This is a genomic window from Pseudomonas sp. MWU16-30322 (assembly GCF_020515535.1).
GTDB classification, from domain to species: domain Bacteria; phylum Pseudomonadota; class Gammaproteobacteria; order Pseudomonadales; family Pseudomonadaceae; genus Aquipseudomonas; species Aquipseudomonas fluorescens_H.
Window position 1 is genome coordinate 351141 of sequence record NZ_JAIWYL010000007.1, and the last position, 25899, is coordinate 377039.

21 protein-coding genes and 1 pseudogene are annotated in these 25899 nt (G+C 52.8%); 15 read left to right on the forward strand and 7 right to left on the reverse strand.

Going from position 1 to position 25899, the window contains the following annotated elements:
* Positions 1-42: 42 nt before the first annotated feature.
* The 4 genes from LCH64_RS16970 (at position 43) to LCH64_RS16990 (ending at position 5910) form a co-directional block, all read left to right on the forward strand.
* Entirely contained in the window at positions 43-597 is a 555-nt protein-coding gene (locus LCH64_RS16970; RefSeq protein ID WP_346269195.1) for a TnsA endonuclease N-terminal domain-containing protein, read from the forward strand.
* Positions 584-2512 (forward strand): helix-turn-helix domain-containing protein, encoded by a 1929-nt coding sequence (locus LCH64_RS16975; protein ID WP_226500802.1) that lies wholly within the window; start codon positions 584-586, stop codon positions 2510-2512. The genes LCH64_RS16970 and LCH64_RS16975 overlap by 14 nt, the downstream gene beginning before the upstream one ends.
* On the forward strand, positions 2509-3399 hold the full coding sequence (locus tag LCH64_RS16980; RefSeq protein WP_226500803.1) for a TniB family NTP-binding protein: 891 nt from the start codon (positions 2509-2511) through the stop codon (positions 3397-3399). The genes LCH64_RS16975 and LCH64_RS16980 overlap by 4 nt, the downstream gene beginning before the upstream one ends.
* 1683 nt (positions 3400-5082) lie before the next feature.
* A complete protein-coding gene (locus tag LCH64_RS16990; protein WP_226500805.1) occupies positions 5083-5910 on the forward strand; it encodes a hypothetical protein in 828 nt (275 codons plus the stop codon).
* Between the two features lie 128 nt (positions 5911-6038).
* Here LCH64_RS16990 and LCH64_RS16995 read toward each other — a convergent pair whose 3' ends face one another.
* Positions 6039-6257: a hypothetical protein gene (locus tag LCH64_RS16995; RefSeq protein ID WP_226500806.1), complete on the reverse strand. Its 219-nt coding sequence runs from the start codon at positions 6255-6257 to the stop codon at positions 6039-6041.
* 92 nt (positions 6258-6349) lie between these two features.
* Positions 6350-8119, reverse strand: coding sequence for a hypothetical protein (locus tag LCH64_RS17000; RefSeq protein ID WP_226500807.1), 1770 nt, complete (start codon positions 8117-8119; stop codon positions 6350-6352).
* 599 nt (positions 8120-8718) lie between these two features.
* On the opposite strand from LCH64_RS17000, the gene LCH64_RS17010 reads away from it, so the two are divergent.
* Both LCH64_RS17010 and LCH64_RS17015 read left to right on the forward strand, forming a co-directional pair.
* Positions 8719-9873 (forward strand): hypothetical protein, encoded by a 1155-nt coding sequence (locus LCH64_RS17010; protein ID WP_226500808.1) that lies wholly within the window; start codon positions 8719-8721, stop codon positions 9871-9873.
* A 260-nt stretch (positions 9874-10133) separates the two neighbouring features.
* The gene (locus LCH64_RS17015; RefSeq protein ID WP_226500809.1) at positions 10134-10559 is read left to right on the forward strand and encodes a hypothetical protein; all 426 of its coding nucleotides are present in this window, start codon (positions 10134-10136) and stop codon (positions 10557-10559) included.
* A gap of 337 nt (positions 10560-10896) precedes the next feature.
* Here the strand turns inward: LCH64_RS17015 and LCH64_RS17020 are convergent, their stop codons facing one another.
* Positions 10897-11568, reverse strand: a complete 672-nt coding sequence (locus LCH64_RS17020; RefSeq protein WP_102354784.1) for a hypothetical protein — start codon at positions 11566-11568, stop codon at positions 10897-10899.
* 151 nt (positions 11569-11719) lie between these two features.
* Here LCH64_RS17020 and LCH64_RS17025 point away from each other — a divergent pair, with 151 nt between their 5' ends.
* From LCH64_RS17025 to LCH64_RS17050, 6 genes are all read left to right on the forward strand, one after another.
* Positions 11720-12586, forward strand: coding sequence for a hypothetical protein (locus LCH64_RS17025; RefSeq protein ID WP_226500810.1), 867 nt, complete (start codon positions 11720-11722; stop codon positions 12584-12586).
* Positions 12587-12712: 126 nt separating this feature from the next.
* Entirely contained in the window at positions 12713-12982 is a 270-nt protein-coding gene (locus tag LCH64_RS17030) for a hypothetical protein (RefSeq protein ID WP_102354786.1), read from the forward strand.
* Positions 12975-13325, forward strand: coding sequence for a helix-turn-helix transcriptional regulator (locus tag LCH64_RS17035; RefSeq protein ID WP_008439377.1), 351 nt, complete (start codon positions 12975-12977; stop codon positions 13323-13325). The genes LCH64_RS17030 and LCH64_RS17035 overlap by 8 nt, the downstream gene beginning before the upstream one ends.
* A complete protein-coding gene (locus tag LCH64_RS17040; RefSeq protein ID WP_226500811.1) occupies positions 13326-14342 on the forward strand; it encodes an ImmA/IrrE family metallo-endopeptidase in 1017 nt (338 codons plus the stop codon).
* The gene (locus LCH64_RS17045) at positions 14339-14989 is read left to right on the forward strand and encodes a C1 family peptidase (RefSeq protein WP_226500812.1); all 651 of its coding nucleotides are present in this window, start codon (positions 14339-14341) and stop codon (positions 14987-14989) included. The genes LCH64_RS17040 and LCH64_RS17045 overlap by 4 nt, the downstream gene beginning before the upstream one ends.
* A complete protein-coding gene (locus LCH64_RS17050; RefSeq protein WP_102354788.1) occupies positions 14967-15767 on the forward strand; it encodes a hypothetical protein in 801 nt (266 codons plus the stop codon). The genes LCH64_RS17045 and LCH64_RS17050 overlap by 23 nt, the downstream gene beginning before the upstream one ends.
* A gap of 9 nt (positions 15768-15776) precedes the next feature.
* Here the strand turns inward: LCH64_RS17050 and LCH64_RS17055 are convergent, their stop codons facing one another.
* From LCH64_RS17055 to LCH64_RS17065, 3 genes are read right to left on the reverse strand one after another with little or no spacing between them, the layout of a single operon-like run.
* Positions 15777-16448, reverse strand: a complete 672-nt coding sequence (locus LCH64_RS17055; protein WP_226500813.1) for a uracil-DNA glycosylase — start codon at positions 16446-16448, stop codon at positions 15777-15779.
* Positions 16445-17665 (reverse strand): nucleoside triphosphate pyrophosphohydrolase family protein, encoded by a 1221-nt coding sequence (locus LCH64_RS17060; protein ID WP_102354790.1) that lies wholly within the window; start codon positions 17663-17665, stop codon positions 16445-16447. The genes LCH64_RS17055 and LCH64_RS17060 overlap by 4 nt, the downstream gene beginning before the upstream one ends.
* 28 nt (positions 17666-17693) lie before the next feature.
* A complete protein-coding gene (locus LCH64_RS17065; RefSeq protein WP_053154488.1) occupies positions 17694-17987 on the reverse strand; it encodes a DUF4031 domain-containing protein in 294 nt (97 codons plus the stop codon).
* Positions 17988-18446: 459 nt separating this feature from the next.
* Here LCH64_RS17065 and LCH64_RS17075 point away from each other — a divergent pair, with 459 nt between their 5' ends.
* From LCH64_RS17075 to LCH64_RS17085, 3 genes are all read left to right on the forward strand, one after another.
* Positions 18447-19946 carry a potassium channel family protein gene (locus tag LCH64_RS17075; protein WP_226500814.1) on the forward strand — a complete coding sequence of 500 codons (1500 nt, stop codon included), beginning with the start codon at positions 18447-18449 and terminating at the stop codon, positions 19944-19946.
* 202 nt (positions 19947-20148) lie between these two features.
* Positions 20149-22098, forward strand: a complete 1950-nt coding sequence (locus LCH64_RS17080; protein WP_226500815.1) for a hypothetical protein — start codon at positions 20149-20151, stop codon at positions 22096-22098.
* 949 nt (positions 22099-23047) lie between these two features.
* Positions 23048-23632: a hypothetical protein gene (locus tag LCH64_RS17085; RefSeq protein WP_226500816.1), complete on the forward strand. Its 585-nt coding sequence runs from the start codon at positions 23048-23050 to the stop codon at positions 23630-23632.
* Between the two features lie 791 nt (positions 23633-24423).
* Here LCH64_RS17085 and LCH64_RS17090 read toward each other — a convergent pair.
* Positions 24424-25266, reverse strand: a pseudogene (locus LCH64_RS17090) (magnesium chelatase domain-containing protein); the annotation flags it as partial.
* Positions 25267-25899 lie beyond the last annotated feature (633 nt).

Consider the following 25899-nt stretch of genomic DNA (forward strand, 5'->3'; position numbering starts at 1 on the left):
GTCGCTTTCGAGTCGTCATTGGAAAGAGACTTTCTGAAGCGTATGCGCTTCTCTCACCAGGTTGAGTCGGTTATCTCCCAACCGGTGGAGGTTCCTTTCTCCGACTCCCTAGGACGCCCGCAGATCTACACGCCTGATTATCTTGTTTTTTACCACCAGCAGAACTTGCCTTACTTTGGCGTGCTACGGCCGCTGCTTGTGGAGGTAAAACCGAGGGAACAATGGGTAGAGAACTGGCGAGCCTGGTCAGGCAAGTGGAAGGAAGCACGCCGGTTGGCTCGTAGCCAGGGGTGGCAGTTCCGCATTTATGACGAGTCGCGGATTCGTGGCCTTGCGCTCGAAAACATTGTGTTCCTCGAGCGCTTTGAGCGAATGATCTTTGAACAAAGTGACATCGATACAGTGCTGAATACGCTGCGCGAGATGGAAGTTGCTCCGGTGCACTACCTCCTAGCACGGCATTTCAACGGTATTTTCCGCGATCGAGGCGTATCGCTGCTGTGGTACCTGATCGCCACGCGTCAGGTTGACTGCGACATTACTGAACCGCTGAATCATGACCTCGAACTCTGGGTGCCTGATCATGAAACTGTATGAAGACGACACCAGCGAGCATCTGGTCCCGTTTGAGCCCGTTCGGTCTCGCGTTCCCATTGAGGTCGGCGCGATGGTGCGGCGAGACAGGCAGGTCTACCGGATTGTTCAGATCTTGGATCTGCAAACGGTGATCGCGACGGAGGTCGAGACCGGTCGCAGTGCGGCTCTACAGATTCTGGACCTAAGGGCGGTGGATGCGGAAAAACTGGACGGTCTATACGTTAACCACGATATCAGCAGCATCAGCTCGGATGCCTGGGCTATTGCGCAAAAGCGTTACTCCGCCATTCTGCCATTGCTAGGCAACACGGTCTTATCCAAAGAAACTGTCGCGGCGCGCGCGAAGGCGACAGGAATCAGCCCGGCAACCCTTTATCGTTGGCTGAATCGCTACAATCGATGGAATGAGGTCTTGGCTCTCGTTCCGCGCAAACGAGGATGGCGTGAGGGCAGTACGCGTCTTTCTGTTGAAGGAGAAAAGCTCGTACAAGAGGTGCTGGCTGATTACTACCTGACTGAGCAAAGGTACACGGTTCAGTCTACCATTTCGGAAGTCGAACGCAGAGCGCGAGTGCTAGACATTCAGCCTCCGGGTGCATCCGCTATCAGGGCCCGGATCCGACAGATTCCCGAGGTGGTGAAGCTTCGCCGGCGTGGATATGCCGAGCAGGCGAACAATAGACACACACCTTCAGTCGGTCAGTTTCCAGACGAAGGCTATCCCCTAGCCGTTGTGCAGATCGACCATACCCCGGTCAATCTCATTGTGGTGGACGAACGCCATCGCAAGCCAATTGGTCGGCCATGGCTCACCCTTGCCATCGACATCTACTCCTGCATGATCGTTGGCTACTACTTGGCGTTCGAGTCGCCTTCCGAGACATCTGTGGCGATGTGCATCGCACATTCGATTTTGCCCAAGGAAGCCTGGCTGGCTGCCCACGACATCCGTGGAGAGTGGCCGGTATGGGGCTTTCCGCGCACGATTCACACTGATAACGGTGCAGACTTCAGGGCGCAGAACATCGTAGATTCTTGCAAGAACTACGGGATAGACAGCGTCTTCCGACCATCTAAGGTTCCAAAGTACGGTGGTCGAATTGAGCGGGTGCTTGGCACCTTCATGAGGATGGTGCACGAGCTACCGGGAACCACCTTCAGTAACCCTCAGGAGCGTGAGGGCTATGACTCGGATGCTAAAGCCGTTCTCACAATGGCGGAATTCGAGGTATGGCTGGTTCGGTCAATTTTGAAGTACCACCAGACCTACCATAAAAAGCTCCACATGAGCCCAGCTCGCAAGTGGCAGTTGGCATTCTTCGGTAATCGGGAGGTAGATCCCCTGATCAGCGTGCCGGCGCGACCGACGGATCCTTTGGCGGTACAGCTGGACTTCCTCCCATCTGTTCGCAGGACAGTGCAGACGTATGGTGTGCAGTGGGATTTGTTCTACTACTCCGAAGCGCTACGTCATTGGATCAATCAAAAGGATCCCGCGACCGGAAAGGCTCTCAAACTGCTCTTCAGGCGGGATCCTAGGGATGTAAGCGTCATTTGGTTCTACGACCCTATTCTGAAGCAATACTTCCGGGTGCCAGCCTCATACCAGGCATTTCCTGCGGTAACCCTCTGGGAGTATCACGCTGCCAAGGACAAAGCTGTCAGCGAAGGGCGCGAGAACATAGACGATGCTTTGATCGCCGAGTACGCCGTCGAAAACCGAAAGCTTGTCGAAGAGGCGTCCGCGAACAGTAAGAAAGCCCGCAAAGACGCTCAGAAGAGTCGTACCCACAGCAAGAAGGGTACTCCGGCCCAACCGAGCAAGCCCGTTGCGAAGCTGGTACTGGATCCGATTCAGGAGGATTCTGATCTACTTATGCTTTCGGAGGTCGAATCAACAGGTGAAGTCGAATGAGCACATACGAACACATTCATCCTGATTTTCGGCCAGTGTTGCAACTGAGTGATCGGGATCGGATTCTCTTCATAGGAGAGGAGCGCTGGATCGGGTATGCATCGGCTCGCACTATCCTTGACACGCTCAATGACCTGATCGTCATGCCCAAGCGAGCTCGCATGCCTAATCTGCTGATTGTGGGCGATTCCAACAACGGCAAGACGACCATCATCAGGCGATTCCAGAAAACGCATGGCGAAGGGTACGTCGACGAAAATGATGATCCGGTCCGCCCCTTGATTCTGGCGGAGGCACCGTCTGCTGCCGACGAGAAGGCTCTGTATGTGGCTTTGTTGGAGCAGTTATGGATGCCTTACAGGATCACGGATACCAAATTGGCATTGCGTTACCAGGTGATCCATTCCTTCCGCGAGCTCAGGGTCAGAATGCTGATCATTGATGAGTTCCATTCGTTGCTGACGGGCTCTGCAATCAAGCAGCGTGAGGTGATGAACGCCTTGAAGTCGCTTTGTAATGAACTGGTGATGCCGATCATTGGTGTCGGCACAACGGATGCAGTTCGTATCCTTCATCATGACCCACAACACGCCAGCCGCTTCGATGTCATCAAGCTCGATCAGTGGAAGCTCGATCCCGAATTCCAGCGTATGCTCAAAGGGTTTGAGTCGATATTGCCGCTGAAGAAGCCCTCTGGGTTGGCACATCCAGACAAGGCTCGGCGTGTACACGCTATTTCCGGCGGTAACCTGGGGAATGTGCACCGGCTTCTGATGGAGTGTTCGAAGCAGGCCATAGTTTCTGGTAAGGAGTGCATTGACATAGAACTCATCGAGAGCATGTCATGGTTACGTCCTACTCGTGGCATCCGGGAGCAGGCCTTGTAAACCCGATCTGGCCCCTCAGTAAACCGTTGCTCGGCGACGAGCTTCTAACTTCGTGGATTGTCAGGATGGCACTTGCTCATGGCTGCTCCCCCGCAGCGTTGACCGCAATCGCATGGCCTGACTTTAGAGCCTGGGCAAGTGATCTGGATCGATCTGTGGCAGAGAATAGGCTTGCGGCTCTGAGCAAGCTGTCGGGTGTACCCTGCGCGAGTCTGCAGTCTGCTACCCTTGGGCGTGCGATGTCTTCGATCGTGCGCCAGCCGGACAGACTGCCGCGTGGGAATTGGCCCTGGTTAACGGTGTTGGGCTGCAGAGGGGGACATCATAGTGGGGGTCTGCAATGCTGCCCCGACTGCATTGCGCAAGATAACTCGCGGTACTGCGTCCAATGGCGTTTGGCATGGCATACCTGCTGCCCTATCCACGGGGTAACGCTTGTTGATCGGTGTGGACGTTGTCTGGCTCCTCTGCAGCCGGAGCTGCTGAGAGCCGGTGCCATGCTCAGCGACTGCCATAGGTGCGGTGCTGCGCTAAGCGGCGGGGCTCGGAGCGCTGCTGCAGAAGCTGCGCTGGCTTTTCAGAGGTACGTGGACGAAAGCATTGGCCTGCGGCCCCTGTACGGAACATCGACTCTCGATTTTCGCGATTGGTTAACCATTGCACGAACCATGGTGAGTTTTGCCCAGGCATCAATACGTCGCCATAGCGCTGCTACCGGACGATTCTTTGAATCACTGGGCATACCGCTTGGGTCTTTTCAGCCGATCCCATTGGGTTTACCCCTTGAATACCTTTCTCCCGCTGAACGCTCTGTGCTGCTCAGCATCGTGTGGGTGATAATGTCAGCCGGGCCACAAACGTTTATCGAAGTAGCACGACATGAGTCACTTCCAGCCTCGACTCTGCATTTCTCCCCTAATAGTGCGCCTCCAGTTCTGCTGGATTTGGTCGCAGCACTGCGGCCGCCCGGACATCATTTGATGAGCGATGTTGGCCGTGAACATCCCAGTAGCCCCGCGCAGACGCTGCGTATGTGGTTGCGACTGAAACGAAAGGTCAGACGAAGTGGCATCCGTTGAGCATTTGGATCGCTGTGAATGCGACGGCTGTGGTCGTGCCATTGAGCAGCCCAAAAGGATTTACCAAGAAAAGCGCTATTGCGGGAACTGCTATCCACGGCTGTTCAAGCGTCGACTCTGTCCTGACTGCGGCAATTTCTCCAGACTTCCGACATTTGATAAGGCCGCTCGTTGCAGCCCCTGCTTGAGGAGTGGGCCATGTGCCCGATGCAACAAGGTCGATTTCAAAGTCGGGCGAATAACCCCCTATGGGCCTGTGTGCAAACCCTGCGCAGTGCACTTTCGTGAGCCGGCTATTTGCGAGTGCTGTGGAACTCTTTCACAGCGAACAGCGAAGAACTCGCTGACTGGTGAATTGCTTTGCCCAAAATGCAGTGGGCCTGCTGCCGAGACATGCCCTGATTGCCGGCGACATCGAGTGCTAGTTGCGGGGCCTGATGGCCGGCGGCGCTGCAAGATCTGCATTGCAGAGGACGTACATGCGTGCGTGACTTGTGGCGTCAGCACACCAGCCGGGCGCGGCCAAGAATGTGAGCAGTGCTATTGGGAGAGAACTTTCCACAAGCGCCTGGCAATAAACATTGCCGGCTTGAGCGTGCCATCCATGGCGCAGCGGTTTGAACGTTTCGGAAGCTGGGCTTTGCTTGAGCTTGGCCCCAAGGCGGCGGCCCTGAAGATCAATGCCTATTACGACTTCTTCAAAAAGCTCGAGAACGTCTCGCAGGATGTGCCTCCGTACGCTCATCTGCTGCGGCATTTCTCGGCCGAAGGATTGCGCCGTGTCCGTGTTCCAGTACGCTGGCTAAGCGAGTTCGATGGTTTGGTGGTGTGCGCGCAGGCCCGCGAGGCAGATTCTGAGCAGCGACGAGTGCAGGGCATCATGGAGCAACCCCGAGAGCCTTGGCCCCAGCAGTTGATTGCTGGTTATCACCGCATACTGCAAAGCCGGCTGGCGACCGGTGGCATTAGCTTACGATCCGCTCGGCTCGCCTTACGGTCTGCCTCTGACCTGCTGGATCACTCGCGGCTGAAGGCCGCTGCAATGATCGACCAGAAAGCGCTTGATGGTTATTGGTGTAAGTCGCCGGGGACTGTGGCCAGTGTCACAGGGTTCATCGGGTACCTGAACCAAGTTTACAGCGCGGGACTGAACACTCGTCCGGATACGAATTGGGCGAGGCAACAGAAAATAGCGAAACGCGAGCGAGAGCTTGTCGATTTACTGCCACAACGCGACGAGACAAGTGATTTTGAGTCCCGATGGATTGTTAAGGCCTTGGCCTATTTCCATGGTATCGGCAGGATCAGTCGCAAGGCACTAGTGTATGTTCCGGCAACCTATCAGGGGACTGCAGGATTCAACATTGAATGCAAACAAGGGGTGCTGTGGGTGCCATCAGCGGGCACCTATGAGCGAACCATCGTCGATTGAAGGGTAACCCACCATCGGCTTGGCCATCTCTCCGCATTCTACCTGAGCATCATGCTGCGCAGCCGCAGCCTGCGGATAGTGTCCCATAGCGGAAAGTTATCTATGACTCCAGAGTTCGGGGTAGTTATCTAGAACTGTCGTAGTTGCATGATCGCGTCCGCAATCGCTTTTGAATTTGCATCCAGGGTTTCCATGGCTGCCACAGCATTGGCTGCAACACTCTCTACACCATTCTCTGAAAGCCACTTGGTGATTTCTTCGATCGCTGCGCCTAGGGCGTGCTGGTTGTGCAGGAGCAGTGTCAGAGCGTCGGCCGTGGGGATCTTGCAGTTTGAGTAGTCAGTCATGACGGTCGTCCTTGTAAAGAGCTTCCGGAAGCCTAGTTCATCTCGCCGGCTACAGCGGGACGCTTCTCTAGGGAATCGGTATAGCTCCACGATCAGGCAAGCGCTAGATCAAGCTCACCGAATTTGTTGATGAGGATGTTCCGGTAAAGAATTTCCTTGTCATGTTTGCCATGGTTAAACGTGACGTATTCTTCTGGGTACAGTGTCTTGAGTTTGCTGAACACCCCTCTGTAGCCGGGAATCCTTCTGCATAGCTCGTTGACGAAATGCTTGAATGCCTCTTCATTTCCGCTGAACGTCATCAACAATCCTGCAGATCCCGGAGGGATTTCACCTTTTTTTCCGTCCTTCCGCTGAACCTCGAAGCAAAAGAAATTACCCTTGTTCGTCTTGATGCGGACGATCAATATTCCCCGTCGCAGTCCGGCACTTCGGTCGAGATACAGCCAGGAGCGCACATCTGATGGAAGATCCTCTTCGTTTTCGACCACGAGCTCAACGACACCGAGTGGCGGCTTACTGCTGAATCGTGCCACGGGCGTGTACCAGTCAACGCGAAGGATCTTTTCCGGATTGGCAGCGGCGATTGATTTGAGTGCATTCCAGATGTCCATGAAAAAGCCTTGTGTTTCCAGCGCCACGTCAGGTGCTGTCTCATACTCTGCATCCGACACGGTCTCAAGCTTGCCGACGTTCTTCCCACCTCCGGTGCCAGTACCTGCAGAAACTCCTTCTGCCTCAGGTGGCGCTGGGCCAAGTGGGCTTTTATTGGCTTTCACGACAGATTTTGATTTCTTCACTGGCCGTTTTTCGCCAAGCACTTTGAAAGGCGCGGCTTTCGCCTCGTAGATTTCGGCATGTCGATCGGGCTCAATCGTAGAGCGTTCTTGGAGGAACTCTTCGAGGGCAGCGCTCTTGATCGGGCGCGGCAGCACGATTCTTCCGAGGCCATCTATACCTTCGCTGCTGTCGAACTTCAGTTTTTGAAATTCAACTTCAGGACCTTCGGGCATGCTTGTTCCCATCAGATCCAAGCACAAAAAAGTTTTTCCGCCATTCAGCCATTTGCCCCGACCGAGGATCTCACCATGCCCTTCGAACCATGGTTCGCATTTGAGGAGCATGGGCTTGCCAGGTGCTTGAGATATGAATTGCGAATTCACCCTTTTTACAACGCTAGCCGTGTATGGGTCATAGAGAATGTGAGCCAGGAACACTGCGTCGAAGAAGCGCATTCTCGGGCCCGGGCGAACTAGCCAAACGGGTAGATTACGCTCTGCTTTCGGGTTTTGATAAAGAATGTTAAACACATCGTCCCAGCGTAAATTAGCAAGGGCCCTGCAGATCTCCATGTTTCTGGCATAGGCACGTACGAAGTACTCTGTGCAAGGGATCAGTAGATTTTTATCATCACCCAACGAGAAGTCGAGAAGCTTGCAGGCATCGTCGTTTCCCTTGAGTAACGGATACTCGTAATCTGAGAAAAGTTTCCCTTGATCCGCGGCGATGAGCCCTCTGCGTGATGTAATCCGCCGTCTTGATGCGTTGAAGTTTACCGTTAGCCTTGCCGTGTCGAGCTCGGTGTCTGATATGCAGTGACCATTGCGCCAGATTGTGCCGACTCTGTAATGGGGAAGGCTGGTGAAGGGAACGTGGGCCACCTTAAACTCACCAGGGACATTATCCTTCAGTTCGCGGAACAGTACGGCCGCAAGGGGGATGGACATCGCCCTGTTATTACGCATCACGGGGCCGTACCACCAGACGAGGTAGTCGCCTACCCAGCTTTGAGTTTTGCTATCAGGATTCCTGAGGTCAGGCCTTTGGTATGCAAAATTGCAACGCGTCACTGCTTTGGTCACCGACCATTCTCTCCTGACTTGCAGTTCAACCCATTCCACGCTTCATCGACACCGCCGATGTGCTACTTGTTTGCCATCACTTGCCAGCGCCAGTGTATCTAGTCGTTGTGTTTGATGCGATGAAAATTGGCGCCGGCTTTCCGTCGGGTTGTGAGCTTCCTCAAATCAACTGTGACAGTCGGCTTACCCACGGCAACCATAATTGCGCGTCGAGCCAGTGGGGCCACGTGGAGTGCGATTTCACAGCCAAGAGCCCCGATGCCTGGCTCGGCATTTTTTCAAGGAGTCAGGTGTGCCAAATAGCAGTTATTGAACTGCTAACGGCCATGTACACAAAGTCACATAATCGTGATTATCCGTACATGGGCGAGCAGGAAGCGCACTTACTTCAACGGCTATCGCAAGCGAATGTGACTCGGGTTGCGTGCTCGGTATATCTGGGCAACCAGCAGTTCTGTGAGACCGCATTCAGAGCCCTCAGAGATCGTCTCGGGGAGATAGATGTTGTGTTTTTTGACAGCGCGAGTGTCGAGTGGGCAGTCGGCGCTTAGCGCTGCACCAAGCGCGGTAGAGTAGAAAGACGGAATCGAGAGGTTTTCATGAAAAAAAAAATGTATCTGGCACTCAACAAATACGAGCCAATCCCTCCTACGCTCCAGGGAGCTACCAAAGAGAAGGCGAAAACGGTCATCGATCTGGACCTTGCTGGTCTTTATCACCACTTCTACCTCGACACCTACGGCACTCAGCCTCCGTTTCCGGATCCTGCTCAGTTTGAGCACATGAGATTCTTGATGCCAGACGACGAGTTCCGATTTCAAGGTGACGGTGTGGGCGCATCAACCAATGCCAAGCGGAGCAAGTCCAGCGAGATGGGGCAGGCATTCTGTCGCTGGTTTCTGCATGAGCATCTGGGAATTAAGTACTTCGCGCATTTGGATAGCTTGATCGACGACCTCTGCGAGAACTTCCAAGGATTTACCGTAGTGCGTGCCGTACCAGGGGATATCCCTGATTATCTATGCAGCGATGGAGCGGGCTCTGTTGTACTTGCGGAGGCGAAGGGGCGCTACACCTCGGTGGGCTTTAATACGGAGGAGTTTGAGCGTTGGCGGAATCAGTTCACGCGGGTTCGGGTGTTGGACGCCGAGGGCCAGGCCGTCAGGGTGAAAGGCCATATCGTGGCCACCCGGTTTGCAACCGAATCTAAGCCCAAGGTTCAGACCAAGCTGTATGCAGAAGACCCAAGCACAGAGGGCCAGGAACCAATATCGGGAGACACCGCGTTCCGTCTCTCCGGACGGGTCATCGCCAGCCACTATGGTGATGCGCTGATGAAGATCGACCAACCACACTTGGCTTTTGCCATTCGGCGATCGCGGCGCTTGGAGCAGCAGAGCAGTATTCCAGTGACAATTTGGCAGTTCGCCTTCGCAGACCTTAACCGGTACTTCGTAGGTGGCTACTACGCAAAAGATACCGACGAGCCGTTGATTGACCTCAAAAGCATGCAGATTAAGCATCGCAGTTGGGACCCTTTCAGGTTAGGCGTTCACTCAGGGACATTCGTGGGCATCGAGCTTTCCGTCTTTAAGCACCTGGTGAATGTGGCTCGAGGTGATCGGTATTTGTTGGATGGTCTGCCAGAGGTCGATCCCATCAAGGACCTCTACAGCGGAGTAAGCATGCTGCGCGATGGCTCAGTCATTGGACCGTTGTCGATGTTCATACCTCTCTACTCGGAACGCTTCTAAGCGGAGGTGCCCTGTTTCGGGGGTTGAGAGCGATGGCGTTTGAGAGAGCCAATTACGAGACCTTGGATGACGGGCTTGCGAAAGGAGCTTCTCGCTCCGGTCGATGGCTCTCTCGTAGCCGCCGGTGAGTGGCAGAGCCAATCCTGCTCATCAAAAATCCCAAGATTGACGGCGATGTAGGAACTGCATGGTTTTCAGGTGCGACCGCTGAGCAGAGATGCTATTCATGTCGGGAGATCAACCACATGGAGTAAGTCGTGATGAAAAAGCCGAAGTACGGCCCAAGCTTCTGGTCCGCGCCTGCCACAGCGGGTGTCTACAAGTATTTTCTTCTGCCGTTGTTCATTTTGATGCCCCTTCTTGCGCTCTGGATGCAGGGCCATCTAAGTCAAGAGAATGCCGTGCTGTCATGCTTCATTTCCTCCTCCTTCTACGCATGCCTGCCGTTCACCACGGCGCTCAAGCGCGACCAGTTCCTGAACGAGTACCGGGGCTACCGTTCGGCTATCGAGGCGCGGTTACGCCATTCCGATGTGTCACCTAAGGAGGAGCGCTATCTGCTGCGTAAGCTGGTTAAGCTGGAGTCTCAGTATCACCTCGTGCTGAATCCCACACCGGCTATGCAGCTCGCGAACACCTTGGCGATCGTGGCGACGCATCTGGCTCGCACTATCGCTCGCTACTGAGCCTTGATGAGTTTCCGATGGGCACGAGGCATTACCAGGCAGAGGAAGGTGGAGGGTAGTCGCCCCCTTCTGCCTTACAAAAAAATAGTGAGAGATCATGGCCAGAGATGCGGACAGAAAGTTTCTGAATCGTTATTTCCGGAGTGTTTTTAATAAACTCGAAGCTGACGCACTGCTGTTCAATAGACGTTTGTCGCATGAGAGCCTGAAGGGTAGTGAAAATGAGCAAGCTCTCGCCGATGTGCTGCGTTCATTTTTGCCGTCTAAATACGGAGTAGAGGTAAATGCTCTTATAATTGATAGAGATGGGTGCGTAAGTAGGCAGTGAGTTGCTAGATTACCGTGTGCACAGATCGCCTCTGGAAAGCATGTCGTTATCTCGGCAAGCGATGCGGATGGCTTCATAGGGAGATTTGGAGCGCGTCGGGATCCAGTAGTTTTCGACCACTATGTAGCGTAAAGACTCTTCTTCGTTTCTTAGTGCTAAAAATTTTAGTGTTTTATCGATGTAGCTGAGCAGTTTGTTTTTAGGTGTTACCTCGTACGTAATTTCAAAGATGGCGGCTTCCAACTGCAGATAGTCCCGGCTATTGAGGGGCGGAAGCCTGAATTTATGAGTGTCCTTAGCAGAAATTGTTTCGCCATCCAGTTCATGGAATTCGACGATTGGAACCGTGCTGATATTTCCCCCAGGCATTTCCAGCCCGCCGTCCTTGGGCAATACGTAAATGTCTTTGGTGGTTTTCGCGATCACTGGCTGATCGGGATAAGAAATTTTGAATTTCTCAACGATGATGTCAGCGGGCGAATCATTGATTAATGAAAAAACGTAAGAGCGTCCGTACGGCTTTTCATAAACGAGCTTGGTGTCACTAATAAGAAAGCTGTAGGACGTTGCGACGATTACACCTAGTGTGCCCACGCTTGAAAGAACTTTTACTGCGCGGAAGGCGATTTCTTTGTATCTTTTGCGGCCGTTAATCCGCTTAAATCTTGCCTGTTGTTTCATTTTGCTCTCTGATTTCAGGTGCTTGCTGCGTCGCAAGCGTATGGTTTGCGCGGTTACGCAACCGTGATGCCAATGTGATATTAATACGCTTGGTCGCAGTCGAGAACCCTGCTCGGCGCAAGCCATTTGCCAATGATCAGAGGGTGAATTGGTGCTGTTGAAAACGGATTTTGAGGCGGACTGGATCGTTGAGATGCGGCGGATCATGGAAGAGCACTGGGCGATGGAACTTGCTTCTGCGAAGACTGAGGAATTGGCAGCGCTGTTTTTCCATGCCAGAACACGCAGAGTCGAACCAAGGCCCAGGGCCGTGCATTTAGCTAATGCCTTCGCCTGCCCACTTGAACACGAAGCAGGGTGGGCAGAGCTCAAAGTTAAAATAGAAACCGGTGAAGACCTGTCGCCGCATCTGAGCCTGAAAATTGAAGACTTCAAAGGCAAGGATGGGCTGCTACTGGATTGGGGTATTTACCACTTCCATCTTGGGCAGGCGCAGCACGCAAATAACAAGAGCTTCGTCGAGCGCACAGGTCCAGTGGTATTCGGTTTTCCCACTGATGATGCATTCCATGCGGTGGGCATCTATCAGCACGGTGCCTGGTCGGACAGTTCGGTTATTGAAACGCTGCATGCAAACTGGCCGCACCTCACGCAGGCAGCAAAGATGCAGGGCAGTAGCATGTCTCTCAGTCAACGTTACACCGATGAAGACAGGAAAATGCTGAGGGCCGCCGGTATCAATCTCATCACCCCGCTATCGGACGGATTGCTTCTTTTTCCTCTGGGAGGCGGGTATTCAGGCAATGGGATTTCCGCTCAGGCGGTGACAGACGCTGAGTTAGAGCGACAACGAATTCATGGCCTTCAGGACCTGATCCACGACCGAGCGTCTGAAGTTGCACGGGCTCTTAAGACTGAGGGTTATACCGGCAATACGGAGGTGGTTGGGCGTCTGAACTTCGGTAATGGCGTTCAGTGGGTTTCATTCGACGGGTTTCGCGTCTGCTTTGCTGTTTGACAAGGTGAGGTACCGTGCTGGGAGCTGACTCCAGAGATTGATGCATCGGTAGACGTTGCAATTTCTACGGTATCGACTTAAATTCAGACATGTAATGTACGATTTTCTTACCTCGGAACCATCGAAATGAAAGACGACATTGAGAAACACCTTGGCCAGTTCTGGGATAAGCGTGCGCTCGAAATCGTTGATGACCCGCTGTCGGTTGATGACTTGGGTGCGCCGATGGAATCGGTCATGGCTATCGAGGCGCTGGTTGATATCGGGAAAATGTTGAAAGTCAAAATCCCGGTGGATGTCGTGATCCGTAACGGCGGCTACGAAACCAAAGAACAGTTCGTCAAGCTGGTCACGTCGGGAATCCTTAAGCACCTGAAGGAAAAGGCCCATGCATAGTTCCTCGGTGGAGGATCAGGACAGGTTACGCCTGGCTGAGCGCCTGCGAGATGCTCGGGAGTATGTGGGGCTTTCCCAAGATGAGGTGGCTCATGCGCTCGGGGTCTCTCGTCCGGCGGTGACCAACATCGAGTCGGGCAACCGAAAGGTGGAGGCGACGGAGCTGAGCAAGCTCGCCAAGCTCTATCGCAAGTCTATGGAGTACCTGATGACCGGAAGAGACCCAGCGCCTTCCGGCCCCACCCAGCTCGCGTTTCTGGCCAGAGCAGTAAATGGACTTTCGCAGCAGGATATTGATGAGGTAGCTCGCTTCGCCGAGTTTCTCAAGCACAAGGGACAGTGAATGGGCTTCCGCGATGTTGTTTTGCGAGCCGCACAGCGTGCGGTCGAGGTCATCGATGAGAGCGGTGCGATGGCCCGCATCGAGCAGGACGGATACACGCGAATAGACCCCTTCCAGATAGCTGCTGATTCTGGGGTGATGGTTATGTTGCGCCCCATGGAAAAGCTGCTCGGGGCGTTTCTGGGTGATGAAACGCCTGGAATATTGGTCAATGTGGATCGCCCAGCAGGCTTGGTTCATATGACCTGTGCCCACGAGCTGGGTCATTTTTTCATGGGCCACGGCAGCAGCGCCGACGAGAAAATCTATTACGGTTCTCAGGCTGCCCTCGTCGAGCAGGAAGCGGATCAGTTCGGGTACAACCTGCTGGTGCCTCGCAAACTGATCGTCAAAATCATGCAGCGCAAGCAATGGACCAAGCAAGCGCTGTTCCGGCCTGACGTCCTTTATCAACTGGCGTTACGCATGGGGGTCAGTTACGAAGCGGCGGCATGGTCGCTCAACCGGCATGGCGTCATGAGCGCTGATCAAGTCCGGGAAATGTTGCGGACCAAGCCTGCGATGATCAAAAAAGCGCTGCTCGGCGACCGGTTGGTGGATACCCGCAAAGAGGTGTGGCTGCTCGACAGCGATGATCGAACTTCAATCCTTGAGCCTCGACCGGATGACCAGCTGGTTGTTCGATTGCCAAGCCGTGCACCGTCAGGATATCTCTGGGAAGCCGATTCCGAAGAGTTAAAGGCGCAGGGATTTCAGCTGGAGCCTTTGACCGTATCTTCGACGCCTTCAGTGGGTAAGTCGCCGGTTTTCGGCGGTACTGAGATGATGGACTACCTCCTCACTGGCGGAAGGACCAGCGATTCCGAGCCCGTAAGCGTGCGGCTCTCGGAGCGCGCGCCATGGGATGCCTCGAGCCTAGCCACTGATACATTCAGATCAAGCGCCAAGTTTGAGCCGTTGAATCTCGGGCTGACGCCGCACTCGCGTAAGCAGTTGCTCAAGGGTGGGCTAGCGTGATCGTCCCTAAGGTGTTGCTCGATGGCTATGGCTCGCCAGCAAGGCCTCAGGGGCGACGTCCGACCTGCCTGGCATTTGCATTATCGGATCTGAATCGACCGAAATCTCCCGCCGATTTGAGCCCTGAATACCTTTATCGGGCGGCCGCCATTTTAACGCCGGGGTGGGCGCCGGGCGGCGGAATCACTTTCGATGCGATGCGAGAGGCATCTCGTGTCGGTCAGCCTGAGGAAGCCGCGTTCCCCTACTGCTCTGAAGAGCCTTCGCTCCCAATTCCCGATCTGCCCTCGGGACTTCAGCATTACGGTGACTTATTGCAGTGCGTATCAGCTGACCCTACCGATATCGCCTGTTTTATAAGCGCCGGTCAGCCGATCGGATTGGGTCTGCGGGTAACGCCCAATTTTTTCAAGCCTGAAGGGGGCCTGGTGGCTTTCGGTGATCAGGTCATGCCAGGACTTCTCCATGCGGTAGTCGCTATTGGCGTGGGGCATGAAGATGGAAATAGTGCGCCATGGTTCTACGTGCGCAATAGCTGGGGCCCCCAGTGGGGTGTAGACGGACACGCCTGGATTTCAGGCGCCTATGTAAGCGCGCATGCCGAATGTGCTTTTGGAGTAGAGAATGGCAAAACTGATCGCATCTGAAAGTTTGGGGCAGGCTTGGGTGGCTGCGGCGCGACATTTGGCGGGATGCAAGCAGCGCAAGGATCGGAATTTGATCCTGGAAATCAGCGCTCCTCAGAAGCTGGGCAAGGATGATCTGAAAATCATCAAGGCTGTGGATGCGGTGTTGCGCAGCAGTCGTGGGGACCTGAGTGTCGAGACCGTGGCGGGCACCATTTTCCCCAATGGGTTGGCCCGACGATTTTCTCGCCCTGAGCTATACACAAATTACTTGGCGTTGCTGGTCAAGGGCAAAAAGCGCAGTTCATGGGGTACCTATGCTCAGCGCATGATGAGTCGTCCGAGTCGAAACGGGACAGGGACCATCAATCCGTTGGACGACCTGATTGAGCGTCTGCTTCAAACGCACAACGGTACCAAGTACCAATCGGCGTTCGAGCTGGGGGTCAGTGATCCCGATATTGACCTGGCACCGCCACTCGACGGACATGGCTATGAATTACCGGTGTTCGACCCATCTCGAGATGCAAAACCCCTCAACGTCCCTTGCTTGAGTCATCTGAGCTTCAAAATTACAGATGGCAAGCTGGATCTGACTGCGATCTACCGCTCTCAGTGGTACTGCCAGCGTGCGCTGGGCAACCTTGTCGGGTTGAGTCAGCTTCACTCGTTTGTAGGCAAGGAATCCAAATATGAGTGTGGAGTGCTTACCTGTATCGCAACGCATGCGTATTTGGATACGGAGACCTTTGGCAAGGTGAGTGTCACCAAAGATCTCTTGGCTGCTCTACCTGGTTGAAGGCAACCGTCAGAGCAGCGAAGCCTGGCGACTTTCCTGGGAAAAATGAGGGTGCAGATCGTAAAGTTTGGCCATCCCTGCTCGGAAGTCTCGGACTCCCCCGTAGCTCGGATGGCGAATGGTTTCTATGGGCAGGCCGAAGCGCGACGCATAGTGCGCGGCGTCCTGGCCAATGGCGATAATCTTCCTGATTCTAAGCCAGCTGAAAAGCTCGCTATTAAGCTCATCCACCAAAGCCAGTTCTTTTGCGCTGAATTTCCGGTTGGTGAATGGGTTGCCTGGTTCATGTGGATGAAATGGGAACACATTCCACAGAAGGGGAGGAATATCGATGGCTTTCAGGATGGCCCAGATCTCTGCAGCGGTCCGTTCGGCGATTGCTGGCCCTCGAGTTGCCTGTTGTGACTCACACCCTGGGTACACGCGTGTCATTTCGCAAAGGTGGAATTCGTCGGTTAGGGCCAGGCCGGTCCGACGTCCGCCGCGATATCCCAGATCACGACCCATCCAGATGGTGTCGGTGCCTAGATCGAATACAGCCTGAAGATAGGTTTTCAGGTTTTTGCGACGAGAGGCGGCAGCGCCCGCGCGATCATGCACAGGGCAGGTGTCTGCGTACGGGTTGAACACATTGTCGAGACTGAATTCAGACAAGGCCTTTACGAAGGATGTAGGGGTCATTGGGTGTAGGCCTCTTTGGGGGGCTTGTGAAAAGTCAGCGTCCCTTCAGTAATGTTGACTACCACCGAGCCTCCTCGATGCTCGCGCAGTTCGCGGAACATTCTGAAACCTTCGATGATGGCAAGCTCCCACTGCCAAAGCTTGCATCGCTCAACCTCGTAACCCCGAACCATCCCTTGGATCTGCTTGAGTAGGCCGTAGTCGAGCCGTCCAGGCTGAGTTGCTGCGTAGTAGTCATATTTTTTCGCGTGATCGAAAATCCAAGTGGCGATGCCTTCTTCAATGATCGCTGCGCGAGCGCCATCGTCGTTCTCATCCTTGGCGGGGTCGGATTTCCGTTTGCGCTTGAGCAGTGCTCGCAACACTGGTGACCAACCCAGATACGCCACATAAGCCAAATGGAAGACATCGTGGAAGCGATAGTCGTCAGGCTCGTTGCTGTTGTCTGTAAGGCGGTCACCGATATAGACGCCATTCAGGCGCTGAACCACATGCTTGTTCTGGCCTTCGCCGCGTTCAATGAATTCGATAGTGAATTCGCGCTCGAACTGCTCATGCTCCGGAAAGCCTTCATCGAAAAGTGGAAATTCACGCTTCTGGTCACTTGGCCAGCGACTGGCCGTTTTTTCCAGGTTTCCCAAGGCCACATCTTCAAGGTTTAGGTTGAAGCTGGAGCAGGTCTTGGCGAGCTCCGACAACAACTGTCCGAAATAAGCCTCGCGCTTGGGTGGCGCCATGCTTACTAAGCTGGCATGCGACATTTCAGCCAGCACGCCGGCGCTTAGCGCGAGCTTACCCAGCTGCGTTGGGCGGGGGATTGTATCCTCATCGCGCTGTGTTTCGATAAGACCGTCTATCTGACGGAACGTAATCGGCGGCGCGGGAGCTTTCTTGCTTTCGCCGAATTCATCGCGAAGGACAAGGATGCAGTGCTCCCCTAGAGCGTCGGCGGGGATTTTCAGAAGGTGCGCCGCAATGGTCAAGTACCACAGCGCGTCGCCCAGTTCTTCTGCGGCCAAGTCGTTCTGTGCGGCCTGCAAGCGGTCACGACCTGCTTTTTTCACGGAGGAAAGTAAGCCACCAATCTCGCCGAAGTATCCAAAGCGAATGTATTGAAGGCTATCGGCATCGTCCTCGAAGCGCATGCTCTCCCGCGCTTTGAGCATGTACTTGGCTACGGTAAGTGCCATCGGACGCGGTTGAGGTACTGGCGCCATCAATCCTCCTTGATCTATTTAAGCTATTTCAGGCGAGTGCCAGCACCTGCTGTCTTAGCACTTGCTGACGTAGTTCCATCTTCAGCTGCTTGCAGCGACCGACGATTGTCTCGCGATCGGCGTCGATTGCTCCCATTCTCAGCGCGCGTTCACGCACCGAAACGGTCACATCGTAGTGCGGGTAACCCTTGGATTGGAACCAGCTTTTGCGCAGGCCTAGTCGAGAGGCAAACGAGTGAAGTTCATCCAGAGTATCCGCTGCCAGATGGCACCAGAGCTTGCCCCGCCACAGGATTTCTTCTGAATCCACGTAGACCGCCATTCTGCTCGCCTTCTGTGAAAATATATGCAAATATTTTGCACATTATGGGAAAAAAATTCAACTCCTCATCCGATGTCACCCTTGTTGGGGCGCAGATCCGCCAAGCTCGCTTGGGTCGGGGTCTAACGCTCGTAGATCTTGGCCGCGCGGTCGGTGTTCACCATTCTCAGATCTCTCGTTACGAGCGGGGACAGATGAATAGTGTCGGCAAAAATCTGCATAAAATATGCACATTTCTGCAAATTAAAGACGATCCGCGTGAGTATTCAACCGGTAACGCGAGCTTGGGGCGAAAGTTGGACGAGCTGCTTCGAGTTGCGCCAGGGTGCGAACCAGCAGTGACGAAGTTGGTAGAAGCTTTGGAGGAGCTCATCAATGCGGCGCTTCCTGCAAATACATCTGCGAGTAGCTCTGTAACGCAGGGGCAGCGGGTTTAACGTAATCAATGTTTAGGTAAGCATGAAAAATTACATTAGTGCCGCCGAGCTTTGGCAATTAACACCAGCTAAGTTTAACGAGTGGCGTGCAAAAAATGATCTGCCGATGCTATTTGGATATTTCAGAAAAACATTGCCGGACTTCGAAGTGTGGTTGGCAACCATAGGAATCTCTGAATACGAGATAATGCTATGCTTGCGTCTTGGAGACTTCTTCAATGGTGAAGGGGAGCATGTTGTAATAAAAAAGACAACATCATATCGAGCGCCTCAATATTTTTGTATCAGCAAAGCTGATGCATCAAGCGCTCAATGGAATTTCTCCCGAGAGAGTCATCACGAAAAAAACGAAAATATTTCCAACTTTACCCCTTATTTTGAGTGGATAAAAATAAGAACGGGTAAGAAGTTGCCTGTAGATTTGACTCGTGCAAGCCTCGGTCACACTGATTGCTTTTCGATGGGCGGCTGGAGGAATGTCCGGCCTAATACTCGCACCTCGATTTGGCGAGGCCCAGAGTTACTTAAGCTGGGAGAGGTGACAGTCCCAGCTCATACCGACCTATCTGAGATGAATTTGGATTTTGCTGACCTAGATGGGCTCAGTATCACAGGAAATATTTACGGAAGCTTTAAAATAATTAGCTGTTCTAGCTTAGTGAATCTCACCATTGAAAATACTGAGCAAGCATTTTATAAGTTCAAATACTGTAAGTTTGATGCTACGAGGATATTGAATTCAAAAATACAAGATTTTCACTTCGCGAAGTGTGATGTTGGGAGTTTTTACGCAACGAATTCCACATTTTTCAGGTTGTCATTTACAAGGTGCCGAGTATTACCTTTCATTGATAGCTGCGATTTGAAGGACCTTATATCATATAGCCCTGAGAAAAATGAAATATGGAATGAAGATGCTTATAGGCTATTGAAGAATTCCTATAACGCGGCAGGGCAAAAAAAATTCGCTGCGCATTACCTCTATCAAGAGCAGTTGGCGCATCGACGAAATCTATTCAACGCGAAACGTTATTACAAATATTCAGACTTGTATCCGCGAGGTAACCCTGGTAGCTGGCTAACTATTGCTAAAAATTTCAAAGCGATGGGTGGAAGTAAGGTGCTGGTAAAAAAGGCCAGATACATTGCTAAATACCTTGGAAGGCCTAAATATCTAGCTATCTATGCTGAGCACAAGTTACAGTGGTTTTATTCGATTTTAGACTGGGCCCTTTGGGGGCATGGGGTAAAGCTTCATCGGCTTGCCCTTTCCTCATCGTTCTTTATTTTGATCTACGCATTTCTGTATCACGCTTTACAGGATCAAATACAAGCAAACCCACCACCGGAATCGTTCTTTGACTATATATACTTTTCTATGGTGACCTTCACAACTTTGGGATATGGGGGCATCCTACCAAAGACAACTCTTCTACGGATGATATGCGGGACTGAGGCATTCCTAGGTGCTTTCATGATGGGGTTGGTCGTAGCCGGATTTACCAACAGAAAGACCGACTGAGAAGCTATACGAACATGTCCCCGAAAGTTGACTAATCATCGTGGTTCGACAGGGTTCGTCGGGCAGCACTTAAGAGCATTAGGTAGATCGAGCCACTCGCATTTATTTCGAATAAATTTGCATAAATTTCGAAAGCCTACAATTCCAAAATGCGTTCTGGCTCACGAAAGGACATAATTGACAGAAAAATTAAGGGACCGCGATGCCTAGGGAATTTCCAATCCGCTTCGGAAAAGATGGCGCTTATGAACTTACAAAGGAAGGTCTTACGCACATTCTGATTGGCGAAATTATTATTCGGCCTATCACTAAACAAGGTGTGCGTAGTACTGACAAGGCTCTGGCTGGGGGGCTCCATACTTGGGATGGCTGGGAAGAGTTTTTAAAACATCACGAAAGTATCGTGCATCTCCTGGAGTATGACGCAGATCAACATGACGACTGGTTCTACGCGAGAGAACTTCAGAATGGCGTCATTACGTTGAAAATTCCTCGTCAGATGTTCACCGGCAGTGCTGCTAGCATAACTATGAAGCCCGATGTCCACTACAAGTCCGGGTATCTTTGGAAGACGCTTTATCCTTGCGGTTTTACAGAGGACGACATCATCAGCGCTCTCTCTGAAGCGTTCGAGAACTTAGATCGAGAAGACTCTACTTATCCTACAGCAGAGAATCCAGCAGGGGTGCTCTATGGGTATGCACTTATCGATGATACTTTCAAGGCGATGAAGCTGCGAATTCAGCTACGGGGAAATCAAATTCTTTCGGCTTTTCCGGCTTGGGAGCAGCCTGCGACAGGAAACAACGGTAAGCCATACTCACACGGGCATTCGATCAATTTCAATATTGCCGGCTCGGTTGTAAATTGCGAAAAATATACCAAGGTCTGGGGGGCAGTATTTTCGGAGGGCGCGCTCAGCGAAACGGAACTGCTAAAGCTGACCCCAGTCTTTATTCTACAAAGACCGAGGCGTAGTCCAGAAATCCCTATAGGAAACTGGCGCGATATGCGTGAAAAAGAGCTCATAGCAGTAGCGTCGACGTTGAGTTTGGAAGACTTGCAGCATGTTGAGTCTTACCTGAACGACTATGTTTGCTCTAAGGATCCATACGGTCTTCAACATTTTTTCTACTCGAACTGCTTAGACAAAATTCGCGCTGATGATGCGTTCTTCAATGCGGTACAGTTTCTCGAAAATGTAGCTGAATGTATTCAGGTGCTAACCCATAGCGACCTTGAGCTTAAAACGCGTAGAGCAATGGATGCTATCTTGCGTTTCCTAAATATGGCCGTAGTACATACCGGCGGGCTTTGTTCGTTAATGTTTAAACGAGTCATTGGTGAATTCATTGAAACTGCAGTCTATCATCATGATCAGAACTCGCTTCGAGAGTTTTTTGCCGCATTAGCAGGGTCTCCATGTCGGTCAGCTTTATACGCAGAATTTAATCTCAACCCGTTCGTAATGGAAAATAATGAAGCTGGATGGTCTAGGTCGGGTGTGGAAGAGGTTGATCTGGAACTCGGTCCGGAACATCTTTACGAGTTTATCGAATTGCAGCTTGGAGAGAACTACATGGTAAGCCTCTCAAAAGAACAAAGAGCCGTGATTGCACAAGCCTTTTTTTCTCGACCCGAGCAGAAATCAATGGTGGTAGACACGATGTCATTTCTATCAGGAATTGACTTCCAGTTTTTTATGCCATCACGACTACGTCCGGAATGGTTCTTTACAAAGCTTCCTCCGGTTGAGGAGGATTTGCTTTCAGTAGTAAGGGACTATAGCAGGATGTTAGTGATATACCGGCAACGCGTTGTAATGGAAGACTTTGCAGCCTATAAATCTGTTCCGGATTATAAGCAGGCGGGAACTTTGGAGTTTTTTAATCTTGTTCGTCAGAAAAATAAGCGCCAATTTATCTTTGATTTGCATAGGATCATGCTTGTGATGATGATGTCTTACGCCGAAGTTGTAGGGTTTGGAAAGCTAAAGACAAAAGTTCATGAGATGCTCGAGAGACTTCCGAAAGAAGCTGTTCCGATGCCGAAAGCTATCCCGGATTATATTATTGGTGGGCGCAAGCGGCCGGATTCATTTTCAGGTGATCACGAGGAAATGATCCGAGCAATATTAGGGCGGAGTTCTTAAAGATAACTTGCCTAGCATGACTTACAGTCCGACTTCGATCTACGATTATAAGCTTATGTCAGCGATGGTAAACCTAATCGAACGATTTCAGCCAATGAGTGTTGTCGCATCTATCTCAAGGTTCTAAAATGGTTCTGCTACTCTTGACTTGCATAATAACCACAGAGATTGGGAGAATTTAGATTGGCGAGCTTTAAAGACAAAGGGAAATGTCCTTTCTGCGAGGAGGTTATGACGCCGGATGTTGCCGAAATGAATAATCTCCGCCGAGATAAGTGTGAGTGCATTAGCTGTCATAGGAATATTTACGTGTGTCGTGCCCCTGGATGTAGAGATTATGCAAGAGGGGGTGATTTGTATGATGATGAATTCTGTACTTCATGTTCGGATAAAATTGCGGAGTTTGGTAAGAAATCAACTGAGCAGTTCGGGGCGGCAGTCGTATTAGGTGGGGCTGCCCTAATAACCAGTTGGTTAGCATCACTAAATAAAAAATAATTCTAAAGTAGATTACGAGAGTAGCGGACCGGGTTGGTAAAAGGTCTTCTACATTTGTGACGGCGCTAATTGAGAGATGATCCCTTCCTATTGATTGACGATGGACCTAGGGCAGATTGCTGAATTTCTGGATCAGCAAATGTGGGTAAGCTTAGCGGTCGTATCCCAATGGGAGAGGCATCAAGCCCTCTGAGTAAGCCTGAGCGGTAACGCATGACAATTAGTTTCCGCTCACGCGGAAGGGAGTGCCTGGCGATGCCGCACTCCGTCATAGCAGGCCCCTAGTAATCGTGACGGCCAAAGCGTTTATCAGTCCTGTCAGGCAGTGCGAGCAGCGTGGGAGCATCTGTCACTACAAACGATTTTGTAGGGGAGTTGAAAACGCAGGGAGCTTCGAGCTATTTTGGGCCGGTGGTAGATAAATATTCGCACTTTTCCAGGTAGCTCAAAAATGAACCGCCCTGAAACCAACAATCCAGCCTTAGAGGAGGACACTGACAGTGTTGGTCCGGCTGCGTCATGGGGTGAGAAGGAGGAAACCCGCCAGATAGCACTGCTCGAGGCAGCGGTACGCTTAGATCACATTCACCATGTTATTGACGAAATTACCGCCCCAGAGGAAGGCGATGAAGGCAATACCCTAGAAAAAGGTGAAATATTTCCAATTAGCCTTGAAAAGGAATTGCGCTCTAGCTACCTCGATTACGCGATGACCGTAATCTGTAGTAGAGAGCTCGACCTCGGAAGGGCAGCAGGAAATCTAAGAGTAATTTCTCGCCGGATCTCTATGGAGCCTTGTGGGTTTTTAGGCTACTGCGACTACGAGCGACGCTATCCTCCCCTGACCCTTCGCCAGCTCCAGAAGCAAGCGCTTACGGCAGCGCTCGCTATTTTACGTCTCGACCAAGCAGCTAGGAACGCTAGGATCTCCGCACTGCTACTCAAAATGCTCAAATCTGCAAATGCAGCCCTCTATCGTCTTCCCCTATTCGCCTATGGAGCCGAGCTCAGCGAGTATCGACACCGTCTCCGGTAATCCCCGCCTCCACGTGAGGCACTGAAAAAGACTTGCTCTAAACAGACTTTCTTTTCAAAAGGGATGCCCCTATGCACCTCCATGTAATCGACCCTGAGTACGCCTCGGGTAAAACCATTCGTTGTGGTCACTGCTGGGATTGCGATGCAACGCATATCGAGCTTTCACACACGGGTGAACATGACCCCAATGAGCATTTGGTGCTCTGTTACCACTGTGCATACCTCGCAGGTCTCAAGTTATGCCCAGCATGCAATGCTGCCTCGCCAGTAAATGTAGTGGCACAGCATATATTCGCTGAACTCATACCTATTCACGCTCCGTGTGAGTTGGATGGCAGCGGTCACTCAGTTCAACTCCCCAGTTCCACGTCATGAGCGCCGGCTAACCCTCCTACGGATATTGCAGGTCGACCTGAGGCCGACCTGCAATCTCAGAGGGGTTAACGCACAGATTTGCCCGCCTGCGTAGCTACCACTTACGGCGAGCATGCCAACGATGTTGGGCCGCGGTGGACTCAGATTCATAGCCAATCCCGGCTACGCCCCTGTTCGCTGGTACGGTAAAGCATTCGGCGCAACGACACTCGCAAGCTGCAATTTAATTGATCAATTGGACTCCGGCACCCAGTCGATCCAACGGCGTTTATGGCAGCACTTGGCAGGGACGCTACACGGACACATAACAGCTTGGACGCAGTCGCAGATTGCGGGAGCTTACTGGGCTCAATCAACAGGTTTTCAATCGCATTTATTTCGACAATTTCGCATTTATTTCGAAATCCGACAGCTGCCTCCGACCAGCGCCGGACCGGATGCCGAGTGGTGCGGCTGGCGAAACGGTCGCTGCGGCCAATGGGTCAGCGGCACGCCGCTGGCGACCGATTGAATCGCCGCCACTTCCAGGGCTTCGCATTCGGAGAGTGGCGGCAGCAGCCCCGGCAAGCGACTAGCCAGCAAGGTTTTGCCCGTCCCCGGTGGCCCGCTGAACAGCAAATTGTGCGCGCCCGCTGCGGCAATCAGCAGCGCCCGTTTCGCGGCCATCTGACCTTGCACTTCATTGAGGTCGGGATAGGGTTTCGCTGCATGAATCAGCCCGTCCGACACATAAGGCTCGACCGGTGTATGCCCGTTGAAATGCGCCACCGCCTCCAGCAGATGGTCCACCGCAAACACCTTCAGGCCCGAAGCCAGGCAGGCCTCCTCGGCATTCGCTCGCGGCACCACCAGCGCCCGCCCGGCCTTGCGCGCCGCCAGTGCCGCCGGCAACACCCCGCGTACCGGCCGCACCGCACCGGACAGCGCCAGCTCACCGAGGCATTCCACATCATCGAGTGTCAGACACGGCACCTGCACACTCGCCGACAGAATCCCCAAGGCAATCGCCAGATCAAAGCGCCCGCCATCCTTGGGCAAATCCGCCGGCGCCAGATTCAGGGTGATCCGCCGCGCCGGAAACTGCAGCCCGGAATTGATGATCGCGCTGCGTACCCGGTCCTTGCTCTCCTTCACCGCCGCCTCGGGCAGGCCGACCATGGTCAGCGAGGGCAGACCGTTGGCCAGATGGACTTCGACGGTGACGGCGGGAGCATCCACGCCAACCTGGGCGCGACTGTGGACGATGGAGAGGGACATGGTCGTTCCTTGAGCTGAATCGGGGACCGCTTCCTGCGGGTTTTTGAAGGGTAGTTGGGGAAGGGCGATCAGGCGGGGGCGAACTTTCACTGGATGTTGCGGGAAAGTGGTCAACCAATCTCGAGGCGAAAAAAAACCGCCTTGAGGAGACGGTTTTCAGTTTGCAGGCTTCGGTGAGGCCAAGGCCTGCGTATCCTTTTGCGGACACACTCACGTGAAATCAGGTTATGCATGTTTGCTCATTGGCGCAAGTATCAAAAGGGCTTGAACGGGCGCAACGGTAATGTTGTCAGCACTTGCCTAACGACTTGATACAAGTTGTTTAAATCGCTTTCTAAGGGCGCTCATAAAATCCGCAATGACGATGCCCACTCATGGAGTTTCGCGAAGTGTGGCCGGGAGCGCAAAGACTTCATGTTCCTCGACGCGGTGTGAGACCCGTGCCGGTGCTTTTTTTGGGGGACTCACACCCGGCCGCCTTGGCGGCCACACTCACGTGTAGTCCCGAAGGTGTTCGTACGCCGGAAAGTGCATCGGAGGTTGGCCCCACGCAAGGAGGGCCAAAATATGTCTAAGTTTCTTAAACATATGTGGCGCCTCGTCAGAATCGCGTTATGGGCTTTTCGCCTGTAC